The sequence below is a fragment of the Streptomyces sp. NPDC046197 genome (assembly GCF_040646295.1).
GTDB lineage: Bacteria > Actinomycetota > Actinomycetes > Streptomycetales > Streptomycetaceae > Streptomyces.
In genome coordinates this window covers 233848-246457 of the sequence record NZ_JBEYZY010000009.1, presented here as the reverse complement: position 1 = coordinate 246457, position 12610 = coordinate 233848, and the positions used below count along the sequence as shown (strand labels likewise).

Sequence of the window (12610 nt, the reverse complement as noted above, 5' to 3'; positions counted from 1 at the left end):
GGCACACGACCCGGATCCGCGCAGGTTCCGGGCCACCGGATCCGTGCGATCCCGCTCCATTTCCCGTCGTTCCCCCCGTCGTACAGTGAGGTGCTGGAAAGATGGTCCGCTCTTCTCGCTCCCGCAGACTCGCCCCCGCCGTGGCCGTGGCCGTGGCCGCGGCGGCGGCCCTGACCCTCGCCGGCTGTTCCAGCAGCTCCGGCGGCAAGAAGTCCGAGGAGGGCGGGGGCGCCGCCTCCGCGGGCAAGGCCACCACGCCCCGGATGACGGTGGCGCTGGTGACCCACCAGTCACCCGGCGACACCTTCTGGGACATCGTCCGCAAGGGCGCCGAGGCGGCCGCCGCCAAGGACAACATCAAGCTGGTCTACTCCGCCGACCCGAACGCGGGCAACCAGGCCAACCTGGTGCAGAACGCGATCGACCAGAAGGTCGACGGCATCGCGGTCACCCTGGCCAAGCCGGACGCCCTGAAGGGTGCCGTGGCCAAGGCGACGCAGGCGAACATACCCGTGGTCGGTCTCAACTCCGGTGTGAGCGACTGGAAGAAGCTCGGCCTGACGGAGTTCTTCGGGCAGGACGAGTCCGTGGCGGGTGAGGCGTTCGGCACCAAGCTGAACGAGGTGGGCGCGAAGAAGGCCGTCTGTGTGATCCAGGAGCAGGGCAACATCGGCCTCACCCAGCGCTGCGACGGCGTGAAGAAGACCTTCAAGGGGACCACCGAGGTCCTCTACGTCAACGGCACCGACATGCCGTCCGTGAAGTCGACGATCACCGCCAAGCTCAAGCAGGACACCTCGATCGACTACGTCGTCACCCTCGGCGCCCCGTTCGCGCTGACCGCGGTGCAGTCCGTCAGCGGCGCCGGCAGCAAGGCGAAGGTCGCCACCTTCGACCTCAACAAGGACCTGGCCAGGGCGGTCCAGAGCGGTAGCATCCAGTTCGCCGTCGACCAGCAGCCCTACCTGCAGGGTTACCTGGCCGTCGACTCCCTGTGGCTCTACAAGAACAACGGCAACTACAGCGGCGGCGGTGTCCAGCCGGTGCTGACCGGTCCGGCCTTCGTCGACAAGTCCAACGTCGACAAGGTCGCCCAGTTCGCCGAGAAGGGCACCCGGTGAATCGCATGACCCAGCATGCCGTGCCGGCGGTGGGAACACCGCCGGCCCCCGGCGCCGAGCAGACCGACGGCCGGACCCGGCGGCGCCCGCTGGTCCTGCGCCTGCTCGCCCGGCCCGAGGTGGGCGTCTTCCTCGGTGCCCTGGCCGTCCTCGTCTTCTTCCTGATCGCGGCGCCCACGGTCCGCCAGGGCAGCTCGATGGCCACCGTCCTCTACCAGTCGTCGACGATCGGCATCATGGCCCTGCCCGTGGCCCTGCTGATGATCGGCGGCGAGTTCGACCTGTCGTCCGGCGTCGCCGTCATCACCTCGGCGCTCACCGCGAGCATGCTCAGCTACCAGCTGAGCATGAACGTCTGGACCGGAGTGATCGTCGCGCTGGTCGCCTCGCTCGCGATCGGTGCCTTCAACGGCTGGATGGTGGTCCGCACCGGACTGCCCAGCTTCCTGGTCACTCTGGGCACCTTCCTGATCCTCCAGGGGGTGAACCTCGCCGTCACCAAGCTTGTCACGGGCAACGTCGCCACCGACGACATCAGCGACATGGACGGCTTCAGCCAGGCGAAGAAGATCTTCGCCTCGTCGTTCGACGTGGCCGGTGTCCAGGTGCAGATCACCGTCGTGTGGTGGCTGGTCTTCGCGGCGCTCGCCTCGTGGGTCCTGCTGCGCACCAAGTACGGCAACTGGATCTTCGCGGTCGGCGGCAACAAGGAGAGCGCCCGCGCGGTCGGTGTCCCGGTGAACTTCACCAAGATCACCCTGTTCATGACCGTCGGCTTCGGCGCCTGGTTCCTCGGCATGCACCAGCTGTTCTCCTTCAACACCGTGCAGTCGGGCGAGGGAGTGGGACAGGAGCTCATCTACATCGCCGCCGCCGTGATCGGCGGCTGTCTGCTCACCGGCGGCTACGGCTCCGCCATCGGACCGGTCTTCGGCGCCTTCATGTTCGGCATGGTGAACCAGGGCATCGTCTATGCCGGCTGGAACCCCGACTGGTTCAAGGCCTTCCTCGGCGTGATGCTGCTCGGCGCCGTCCTCATCAATCTGTGGGTCCAGCGCACGGCGACCCGGAGGTGACCGACATGACGACCAACGGAACCGGAACCCACGGTGCCATCCTCCGGGACACCATGCCCGAGCAGGAGCGGCCCGTCGTCGAACTGCGCGGCGCGGGCAAGTCCTACGGCAACGTCCGCGCCCTGCACGGCGTCGATCTCGCCGTCCACGCCGGCCGGGTGACGTGCGTGCTCGGCGACAACGGAGCCGGCAAGTCCACCCTGATCAAGATCATCTCCGGGCTGCACCAGCACACCGAGGGCGAGTTCCTCGTAGACGGCACCCCGGTGCGCTTCACCACCCCGCGCGAGGCCCTCGACAAGGGCATCGCCACCGTCTACCAGGACCTGGCGACCGTCCCGCTGATGCCGGTGTGGCGCAACTTCTTCCTGGGCTCGGAGATGACCAAGGGCCCCTGGCCGGTGCGCCGCCTCGACATCGCCCGCATGAAGCGGACCGCGGACGAGGAGCTGCGCCACATGGGCATCGTCCTGGACGATCTGGAGCAGCCCGTCGGCACCCTGTCCGGCGGCCAGCGCCAGTGCGTGGCGATCGCCCGCGCCGTCTACTTCGGCGCCCGCGTCCTCATCCTGGACGAGCCCACCGCCGCCCTCGGCGTCAAGCAGTCCGGCGTGGTGCTGAAGTACATCGCGGCCGCCCGCGACCGCGGCCTCGGCGTCATCTTCATCACCCACAACCCGCACCACGCCTACATGGTCGGCGACCACTTCAGCGTGCTGCGCCTCGGCACTCCGGAACTGAGCGCCGACCGCAGCGAGGTCAGCCTGGAGGAGCTGACCAACCACATGGCCGGCGGCGCCGAACTCGCGGCCCTCAAGCACGAGTTGGCCCAGGTCCGGGGGGTCGATGTCGACGAGCTCCCCGAGGAGCAGGACCTCACCCACTCCGTACCGACGTCTTCCGAAGGGAACTCCTGACATGGCCCCTGCGCTGGACCGCATCCGGGTCGGCTCGGCCCCCGACTCCTGGGGCGTCTGGTTCCCCGACGACCCGCGGCAGGTGCCCTGGGACCGCTTCCTCGACGAGGTCGCCCAGGCCGGCTACTCCTGGATCGAGCTCGGCCCCTACGGCTACCTGCCCACCGACCCGGCCCGCCTGACCGACGAGGTGACCCGGCGGAACCTGAAGGTGTCGGCGGGCACGGTCTTCACCGGCCTGCACCGCGGCCCGGCCGTCTGGGACGCCACCTGGGAACACGTCAGCCAGGTCGCCGCGCTCACCCAGGCCATGGGCGCACGGCACCTTGTCGTCATTCCGTCCTTCTGGCGTGACGACAAGACCGCCGAGATCCTGGAACCGCCGGAGCTGACGGCCGAGCAGTGGGCACACCTGACCAAGGGCATGGAGCGGCTCGGCCACGAGGTCAAGGAGGCCTACGGCCTCGACATCGTCGTCCACCCGCACGCCGACACCCACATCGACACCGAGGCGCACGTCGAGCGCTTCCTGGACTCCACCGACGCCGAGCTGGTCAGCCTGTGCCTGGACACCGGGCACTACGCCTACTGCGGCGGCGACAGCGTCAAACTGATCGAGACCTACGGCGAACGCATCGGCTACCTGCACCTCAAGCAGGTGGACCCGGGGATCCTCGCCGAGGTGGTGGCCGGCGAGGTGCCGTTCGGGCCGGCCGTGCAGCGCGGCGTGATGTGCGAACCGCCGTCCGGCGTACCGGCGTTGGAGCCGGTCCTGGCCGCCGCCCAGAAGCTGGGCGTGGACCTGTTCGCGATCGTCGAGCAGGACATGTACCCGTGCGAGCCGGACAGGCCGCTGCCCATCGCGGTGCGCACCCGCAGGTTCCTGCGGTCCTGCGGCGCCTGACCGCTGCCGACAGCGCAGTACAACGGCAGTACGACGAACAACACCGCGCGCACGTCGGCGACGGATCGCGGCCACCCGCGAGAGGGGCCGGCGGCGTCGTCGCACCCGTCTTCCGGTGTGCGGGCCGCGCTACAGTCGGCCGCGTACGGCAGGTGCCGTGCCGGAGCATCCGTGCCGTCCGCCCGGCGGCGCGGTCGCCCTCGCGCTCGACGGGAGCCCTCATGAGCACACCGCGCGACCTGATGATCGTCGCCATGGATGTGGTGCCGGTGCACCCCGTCGGGCAGGGAGACGTCTCCCTCGCCCTCGCCGGAGCGGAAGCCGTCGACCTGCTCAGGGCGGAGGCGCTGGAGCTGGTCGGCGACCGGATCGTGCCGCGCCTGCGGCCGGTGCCGGACGACCACCTGCTGCGGGAGGCGGCGTCGGCGCTCGTACGGCAGGCACCGTACGAGCGGCTGGAGGACTGGCTGTGGCGCCGCGGCCGTGGTCTGTCCTCCGTGTATCTGACCGCCCTGGAGGAGGAGGGCCACGTCACCCGCAAGCGCAGCCGCTGGACGCCGTTCCGCGGCGGACGCCCCCTGGTCAGCGACACCGAGGCGCGACGGCGGGCGGCATACCGCTGGGCCGCGGACGAACCGGTGCTCGCCGCACTCGCGGCGGCCGTCGGCATTCGGGAGGAGGTCACCGGGGACGGACCCGTCGTCACGGACGACTCCGTGCTCACCGTGCTCGCCGCCGTCCACGACGCGGTGATGGAGCTGGAGGCGGTACGCCAGCGGCGGGCCATCGAGAACGCGGCCTTCGCCAATGTCTGGCGGGGTGCCTAGGACCGGCAACGGCTGCGGCCGTCTGCCGCCGGCGGGCGGTGGGGCAGGGCTGCTCCTATGCTGAGGGAGCCGGGTCGTGGGGTCCGCCGTCGGTGACGACTCCGGGTCCCTTTCTCATGCGCTTGGAGTCAGCCCATGACGCACGCGTGCACACGACTGCGCAGGGGGGCCGTCACCGGCACAGCCGTGGGGATGTTCGTGGTCCCGCTCGCTCCCGGGCCCGCCCTGGCGGCGCCCGCCCCGGTCCCCGCCGCGCCCGCCGCCCCCTCGCCTGTGCCGCCGTCCCCCTCGTTCCCCTCGTCGGCCGGTGTCCGCACCCTCACCCCCGACGTGACACGGCAGCTCGACGAAGCCGTGCGGCGCGTCATGCGCGAGGCGCACATACCCGGCGTCACCGTCGGCCTGTGGACCCCCCACCAGGGGCAGTACGTGAAGTCGTTCGGCGTGGCCGACAAGAGCACCGGCCGGAGGATGACGCCGGACCTCTACCTGCGGATCGGCAGCGAGACCAAGACGTTCACGGTGACCGCACTGCTGGAACTGGTGGACCGCCACCTGGTGGGCCTGGACGACCCCATAGGCAAGTACGTCGACGGCGTGCCGGACGGGGACGCCATCACGCTGCGCCGGCTGGCCGGGATGCGCAGCGGACTGTTCAACTACACCGACGACGACGGCTTCTTCAAGGCGCTGACCTCCGACCCGCAGCGGCCCTTCACCCCACGACAGCTGCTCGGCTACGCCTTCAGGCACCCCCTCCTCTTCCCGCCGGGCCAGAAGTTCTCTTACAGCAACACCAACCTGATCCTGCTCGGCCTGGTCGTCGAGAAGGTCAGCGGCCAGTCGCTCGCGGACTACATCCGCGACCACGTCCTCGCACCGGCCGGCCTGCACCACACCCTCTTCCCGGCCGGCGCCGAGTTCCCGCGGCCGCACGCCCAGGGCTACACCAACCAGACCGCCGACGGGCGGGTCGCGGACGCGGCCGACTGGAACCCCTCCTGGGGCTGGGCGGCCGGCGCGATGATCTCCGACCTGGACGACCTGCACGTCTGGGCACGCACCGTGGCCACCGGCGTACTGCCCGACGGAAGCACACTGATCGACCCCGCCACGCAGAAACAGCGGCTCACCACTGGGCCCACCCCGATCCCGGGCACCGGGTACGGCCTGGGGATTTTCGACGTCCGGGGCTGGATCGGCCACAACGGCTCCCTGCCGGGCTACGAGTCGCTCACCGTCCACCTGCCCTCGGCCCGGACGACCCTCGTCGTCCTGCTGAACACCGACATCGACGACCGGGGGACCGAACCCAGCACCCTCCTCGGCGAGACGATCACAAAGGTCGTCTCTCCCCAGCACGTTTTCAACCTGCCCGCGGAGTCCGCCGCCAGGTGACGTACCGCGCCGACCGCTCCCCGGCCACCGTCGACCGACCAGGATTCGGGTGCCCGACTTGTCCGAGACACAGACGATGCCACCGGCCCAGCCGTCGATGACCGGACAGACCGCCTGCGGCGCGGGCGCGCGCGGCCCGTTGCGCACTTTCCTGCGCACCGAGACCGGCAGTGCCGCGGTGCTGCTCGCGGCCGCGGCCGCGGCCCTCGTGTGGGCCAACGTCTCTCCCGGCACGTACGAGGCCTTCTGGCGCACCCGCATGTCGTTCACCGCCGGCCCGGTCGGGGTGTCCCTGGAGCTGCGCGAGTGGATCAACAGCGGGCTGATGGCCCTGTTCTTCTTCGTGATCGGTCTGGAGGCGCGCCGGGAGTTCGACATCGGGGAGCTGCGGGAACGCCGTCGGCTGGCGCTCTCGGCGATCGCCGGCGTCGCCGGAATGCTCGTACCGATCGCGATCTACCTCGGTGTCAACGCCGGTCAGCCCTCGGCCCAGGGCTGGGGCGTGGCCATGTCCACCGACACCGCCTTCGCGCTCGGCGTGCTCGCCGTCGTCGGCTCCCGGCTCCCCGGCGGCCTGCGGGTCTTCGTCCTCAGCGTGGCCGTGGCCGACGACCTGCTCGCGCTCGCCGTGATCGCCTTCGCCTACAGCGGGAGCATCTACCTCCCCGGCCTGCTGACCGCGCTCGGTCTCCTCGCCGTGATCCTCCTGGTGCGCTCGGCCGGTGTGCTGATCTCCGGCGTGTACGGCGTACTGGCGCTCGCGCTGTGGGGCGCGCTGCTGCGGTCGGGCGTCGACCCGGTGGTCAGCGGTCTGGTCATGGGCCTGCTGACCTACGCGCATCCGCCCCACCGGCGCGCCCTCGAACGTGTCTCCCGGCTCTTCCGGAGCTTTCGCGAGCAGCCGACCCCTGAACTGGAACGCACCCTGCGCCGCGGACTGGCCTCCGCGCTCTCGCCCAACGAGCGGCTCCAACGAACCTTCCACCCCTGGACGAGCTACGCCGTCGTGCCCCTCTTCGCGCTCGCCAACGCCGGCCTCACGATCAGCGCCGGCCGGCTCGCGGACGCCTTCGCCTCGCCCGTCACCCTGGGCATCCTGCTGGGCTACGTACTGGGCAAACCGATCGGCATCGTCGGCTCCACATGGCTGGCGGCGCGCCTGAGCCGGGGACGGCTGCGCCCGCCGCTCGGCTGGGGCGCCATCCTGGCGGGCGGAACCCTGGCCGGGGTGGGATTCACGGTGTCGCTGCTGATCGCGGCCCTCGCCTTCGGCGGCGCCCGGCTGGAGGACGCGAAGATCGGCATCCTGGCCGGCGTCGTCTGCTCCTTCCTCCTCACCTGGCTGCTGACCCGCGTCCTCGGCCTGCTGCCGCCGCACGCCCGCGCCCGGGCGCTGCTGGGCGAGGGCGAGGTCATCGTCGACCTCAGCGAACCCGTCGACCCCGACCGCGACCACATCCGCGGCCCGCTGGACGCACCGGTGACCCTGGTCGAGTACGGGGACTACGAATGCCCGTACTGCGGCCTGGCGGAGCCGGTGGTGCGCGAGCTGCTCGCCGACTTCGGCGACGACGTGCGCTATGTCTGGCGGCACCTGCCGCTGACCGACGTTCACCCCAACGCGCAGCTCGCCGCGGAGGCCGCGGAGGCTGCGGCCCGCCAGGGCCGCTACTGGCAGATGCACGACATCCTCATCAGCCACCAGGGCGACCTGCGTCCGTGGGACCTCCTGCGCCACGCCGGGCGCGTCGGGCTGGACATGGACCGGTTCCGCGAGGACCTGCGCGACCGGGTGGGCGCCGACCGGGTCGCCGAGGACGTGGAGTCGGCCGACCTCAGCGGCGTCTCCGGCACCCCGACCTTCTTCGTCAACGGCCGCCGCCACCACGGCGCCTACGACATCACCACCCTGTCCGCGGCCGTCCGCACGGCCCGGGAGCGGGCCCTGCTCGCAGGGGCGGGCCCGCACGGCTGAGGCGGGACGGACCCGCGCGGCTGACCGGGACGAGCCCGTCCCCGGGAGGATCAGACGGTGCGCACCTCCTCGATGCGCACCGGGCGGTGCTCGTGCAGGGACAGCGTGCACGCCTCGGCGATCCACCCGGCCTCCAGCGCGTCCGCGACCGTGCACGGCGAGGCCAGCCGTCCGGCCACCACCTCCGTGAACGCGGTCAGCTCGGCGCGGTAGGCGTCGGTGAAGCGGTCCATGAAGAAGTCGTGCGGGGTGCCCGCGGGGAAGGTCACCCCCGGCTCGACCGAGCGCAGCGGCAGCTTGTCGTCCAGGCCCACGGCGATGGAGTCGGCGAAACCGTGCAGCTCCATGCGGACGTCGTAACCGCGCGCGTTGTGGCGGCTGTTGGACACCACCGCGATCGTGCCGTCGTCCAGGGTGAGGACCGCGCCCGTGGTGTCGGCGTCGCCCGCCTCCTTGATGTACTCGGCGCCCCGGTTGCCGCCGACGGCGTACACCTCGGTCACCTCCCGTCCGGTCACCCAGCGGATGATGTCGAAGTCGTGCACGGAGCAGTCCCGGAAGATGCCTCCGGAGGAGGCGACGTACGCGGCGGGCGGCGGCGCCGGGTCCAGCGTGGTCGACCGCACGGTGTGCAGCTTGCCCAGCTCGCCGCCCTGCACGGCCGCCCGGGCGGCGGCGAAACCGGTGTCGAAACGGCGGTTGTAGCCGATCTGGACCGGGACGTCGCTGCCCTCGACCGCCTTGAGCACCGGCACCCCCTCCGGCATGGTGCGGGCCACGGGCTTCTCGCAGAAGACCGGGACGCCCGCCGCGACGGCCGCCAGGATCAGGGCCGGGTGGGCGTCGGTCGCCGCGGCCACGACGATGCCGTCCACGCCCGCGGCCAGGACCGCCTCGGGCGAGTCCGCGACCTCGGCCCCGAACCGCTCGGCGGCGGCCTTGGCGGCGCCCGCGAACGGGTCGGCGACGACGAGCGACTCGACCGCGTCGAGTCCGAAGAGGGTCTCGGCGTGGAAGGCGCCGATACGGCCGAGGCCGAGGATTCCGATGCGCATGTGCTCCGCTGCTCCTAAGTGTGTGATTGCTGCCGCTGCCAGGGGCTCCGCCCCGGACCCCGATCGCCGTCGGGGCCGTTCCCCGGTCGCCGGAAGGCTCGACCGGTTGCTCTCAGTCCAGTCCGCCGAGCACGTTCTGGTCCCAGTCGATCACCGAGCCGGTGACCACACCGGACCTCTCCGACAGCAGGAAGACCACGAAGTCGGCGATTTCCTCCGGGCGGCCCAGCTTGCCCATCGGCAGCCGTTCGGCGGCCTGCTCCCGCCAGTCGTCGCCCGCGCCGTGGAAGGCGCGCTGGGTGGCGTCCTCGCCCTCCGTCGCGGTCCAGCCGATGTTCAGGCCGTTGATCCGGATCCGGTCCCAGCGGTGCGCGTGCGCCGCGTTGCGGGTCAGCCCGGCGAGTCCCGCCTTGGCCGCGACGTACGGCGCCAGGAACGGCTGCCCGGCGTGCGCGGAGGAGGTGATGATGTTGACGATCGTGCCGGGTTCCCTGCGCGCCACCATGTCCGCCACCGCCGCCTGCATCGCGAAGAACGGGCCCCTCAGGTTGATCGCCACATGCGCGTCGAACAGCTCGGGCGTGGTGTCCAGCAGGGTGCCGCGCGAGGTCAGCCCCGCGGAGTTGACCAGGCAGTCGATCCGGCCGTACGCCGACACCACCTCGGCCACGGCACCCCTCGCCTGTCCGGCGTCGGCGAGATCGGCGCGTACGAACATGCCCTTGCCTCCGGCGGCCGTCAGCTCGGCCACCAGCGCCTCGCCCGGCTCGGGCCGCCGCCCGGTCACCGCCACCACGGCGCCCTCCCGGACGGCGGCCCGCGCGACGGCGGCGCCCACCCCCTGGCTGCCGCCGTTGACGAGGACGATCCTGCCGTCGAGAAGTCCCATCGGGGCCATCTGCTTCCTCGGCTCTCAGCTCTGTCGGCTTTCGCCTTCTCTGCCCTGCCGGCTTTCGCGTTTCCCGGCTCTGTCAGCTCTCGCGCCTCACGGCACCCGCCCGCAGCTCCGCACGCAGCGCCTGCGGCGGCCATTCCTCACGCAGGGCCCGCCGCAGGACGTCCGCCTGGGAGGGCGGGGCCAGACCGTCCACCGGCGGGTCGCTGTCGAGGTTGGTGGGGAACGGATAGCCCTCGGCGCTCGCGGCGACCACGTGGTCCAGCCACTCCGCGTCCGCGCCCGCGGCCTTGCGCTCGAGCAGCACGGGGTAGACCGCGCCCGCCACGGCCACGCGGTCCACCGTCTCCATGGCCCGCCCGAAGGCGGAGGAGACCTGGAGGAGGTTGGCCATGCGCCGGACGTCCGCCGAGCGGTTCGTCCCCGCGGCGTGGAACAGTGCCGGGTTGAAGAACACTGCGTCGCCCTTGGCCAGCGGGAGCTGGACGTGGTGCGCCTCGAAGTGGGCCTGGAATTCGGGCAGTCGCCACGCGAGATAGCCGGGCTCGTACTGCTGCGAGTACGGCAGGTACATCGTGGGACCGGACTCGACCGGCATGTCACAGTGCGCGACCGCGCCCTGGAGGGTGAGCACGGGGGACAGGCGGTGCACGTGCGCCGGATAGGCGGCGGCCGCCTCGCCCGTGAGGAAGCCCAGGTGGTAGTCGCGGTGCACGGTCTGGGCGGCGCCGCCGGGGTTGACCACGTTGACCTGGGAGGTGACCTGGTAGCCGGGGCCGAGCCAGGCCGTGGAGACCAGCGCGACGACGTCGTTGGCGTAGTAGTCGGCGAACGCCTCCGGGTCGTACAGGGCCGCCTTCTCCAACGCGTTCCACACGCGGTCGTTGGCGCCCGGCCGGGCGAAGTGGTCGCCGGCGGCCGCGCCCGAGGCGCGCTGCTCGGCGATCAGCGCGTCGAAGACGGCCGTGGCCCGGTCGACGACCGAGGGGGCCGGGAAGGCGCCCCGGAACACCACGATGCCGGGGCCCTCGTCGAGGGCGCGCACCAGCTCGGCCTGCACCGCCCGGCGATCACCGGCGCGGCGCAGCCGCTCGCTGTCGTAGACCAGGACCTCGTGCTCCACATGGGAGGCGTGCGGCCAGTCCGCGGGGTCGGTGGTGCGCTCGACGAGCGCGCGGAGGGCGTCGAGGTCGCAGTCCTGCTCGCAAAGCCAGTCAGGACGGCGTACGGAGGTGAAGGACATCGTCGTCCCTTCGGTGTCGGCGACCCGGTCGGTTCTGCGAGCCCGCTCGGTCTCGACGACTTCGTCGCGCGGCGGACGCGGCCCTGTCATTCTTGTCAGTACAAACACCTCGAACAACCAGCAGGAAGCCATCAAAAACCCCTCAAGGAGCCTCCGTATGGGCCACCCCTTCCCGATCCGCGAGATCGCCCGCCAGGCAGGCGTGAGCGAGGCGACGGTCGACCGCGTGCTCAACGGCCGCGGAGGGGTACGGGAGAACACCGCGCAGGAGGTGCACCGGGCCATCGCCGACCTGGACCGGCAGCGCACCCAGGTCCGGCTCGCCGGCCGCACCTTCATGGTCGACATCGTGATGCAGGCGCCCGAACGGTTCACCACCGCCGTACGCGCCGCGCTGGAGGCCGAACTGCCGTCCCTGCACCCGGCCGTGGTCCGCTCCCGTTTCCACTTCCGCGAGACCGGACCGGTGCAGGAGCAGGTGCGGACCCTGGACCGGATCGCCCGGCGCGGCTCCCAGGGCGTGATCCTCAAGGCCCCGGACGTACCCGAGATCACCGCGGCCGTCGGCCGGCTGGCCGCGGCTGGCATCCCGGTCGTCACCCTGGTGACCGACCTGCCCGCCAGCACCCGGCTCGGCTACGTCGGCAGCGACAACCGGGCGGCGGGCGCCACGGCCGCGTACCTCATGGGCCAATGGCTCGGCGACCGCCCGGGCAACATCCTCACCAGCCTGAGCAGCGGCTTCTTCCGCAACGAGGAGGAGCGCGAGATGGGCTTCCGCGGCGCCATGCGGGCCCTGCACCCCGACCGCACCCTGGTGGAGATCGCCGAGGGGCAGGGCCTGGACGCCACGCAGTACGACCTCGTCCGGGCCGCCCTGGAACGCGACCCGGCGATCCGCGCGGTGTACTCGATCGGCGGCGGCAACATCGCCACCCTGCGCGCCTTCGAGGACCTGGGCCGAACGTGCGCCGTGTTCATCGCCCACGACCTGGACCACGACAACACCCGCCTGCTGCGCGAGCACCGTCTGTCGGCGGTGCTCCACCACGATCTGCGCCAGGACATGCGGGAGGCCTGCCACCTGGTGATGCGCGCCCACGGCGCCCTGCCCCCCGCGGGTCCCACACTGCCGTCCCCGATCCAGGTGGTGACGCCGTACAACATGCCGCCGCAGGCGGCCGGCGGCTGACCGGCCG

At 71.6% G+C, this 12610-nt stretch carries 11 protein-coding genes; 8 read left to right on the top strand and 3 right to left on the bottom strand.

Features of this window, described 5'->3' with window-relative positions; genetic code table 11:
* Positions 1–101 precede the first annotated feature (101 nt).
* The 7 genes from AB0A61_RS15830 (at position 102) to nhaA (ending at position 8218) form a co-directional block, all read left to right on the top strand.
* Complete coding sequence (locus AB0A61_RS15830; protein WP_361291938.1) at positions 102–1121, top strand: sugar ABC transporter substrate-binding protein; 1020 nt, start codon at positions 102–104, stop codon at positions 1119–1121.
* Positions 1122–1126: 5 nt separating this feature from the next.
* The gene (locus AB0A61_RS15825; protein ID WP_361291936.1) at positions 1127–2197 is read left to right on the top strand and encodes an ABC transporter permease; all 1071 of its coding nucleotides are present in this window, start codon (positions 1127–1129) and stop codon (positions 2195–2197) included.
* A gap of 5 nt (positions 2198–2202) precedes the next feature.
* Complete coding sequence (locus AB0A61_RS15820; protein WP_361291934.1) at positions 2203–3114, top strand: ATP-binding cassette domain-containing protein; 912 nt, start codon at positions 2203–2205, stop codon at positions 3112–3114.
* 1 nt (position 3115) lies between these two features.
* Positions 3116–4018, top strand: coding sequence for a sugar phosphate isomerase/epimerase (locus AB0A61_RS15815; RefSeq protein WP_361291932.1), 903 nt, complete (start codon positions 3116–3118; stop codon positions 4016–4018).
* 221 nt (positions 4019–4239) lie between these two features.
* A complete protein-coding gene (locus tag AB0A61_RS15810) occupies positions 4240–4845 on the top strand; it encodes a GPP34 family phosphoprotein (protein WP_361291930.1) in 606 nt (201 codons plus the stop codon).
* A gap of 135 nt (positions 4846–4980) precedes the next feature.
* Positions 4981–6243 (top strand): serine hydrolase domain-containing protein, encoded by a 1263-nt coding sequence (locus AB0A61_RS15805; RefSeq protein ID WP_361291928.1) that lies wholly within the window; start codon positions 4981–4983, stop codon positions 6241–6243.
* 97 nt (positions 6244–6340) lie between these two features.
* On the top strand, positions 6341–8218 hold the full coding sequence (gene nhaA / locus AB0A61_RS15800) for a Na+/H+ antiporter NhaA (RefSeq protein WP_361291983.1): 1878 nt from the start codon (positions 6341–6343) through the stop codon (positions 8216–8218).
* A gap of 50 nt (positions 8219–8268) precedes the next feature.
* Here nhaA and AB0A61_RS15795 read toward each other — a convergent pair whose 3' ends face one another.
* The 3 genes from AB0A61_RS15795 to AB0A61_RS15785 form a co-directional block, all read right to left on the bottom strand.
* Positions 8269–9273 carry a Gfo/Idh/MocA family oxidoreductase gene (locus AB0A61_RS15795; protein WP_361291926.1) on the bottom strand — a complete coding sequence of 335 codons (1005 nt, stop codon included), beginning with the start codon at positions 9271–9273 and terminating at the stop codon, positions 8269–8271.
* Positions 9274–9385: 112 nt separating this feature from the next.
* The gene (locus AB0A61_RS15790) at positions 9386–10162 is read right to left on the bottom strand and encodes an SDR family oxidoreductase (protein WP_361291924.1); all 777 of its coding nucleotides are present in this window, start codon (positions 10160–10162) and stop codon (positions 9386–9388) included.
* A gap of 82 nt (positions 10163–10244) precedes the next feature.
* A complete protein-coding gene (locus AB0A61_RS15785) occupies positions 10245–11411 on the bottom strand; it encodes a phytanoyl-CoA dioxygenase family protein (RefSeq protein WP_361291981.1) in 1167 nt (388 codons plus the stop codon).
* 157 nt (positions 11412–11568) lie between these two features.
* On the opposite strand from AB0A61_RS15785, the gene AB0A61_RS15780 reads away from it, so the two are divergent.
* Complete coding sequence (locus tag AB0A61_RS15780; RefSeq protein ID WP_361291922.1) at positions 11569–12603, top strand: LacI family DNA-binding transcriptional regulator; 1035 nt, start codon at positions 11569–11571, stop codon at positions 12601–12603.
* The last annotated feature ends 7 nt before the right edge of the window (positions 12604–12610 follow it).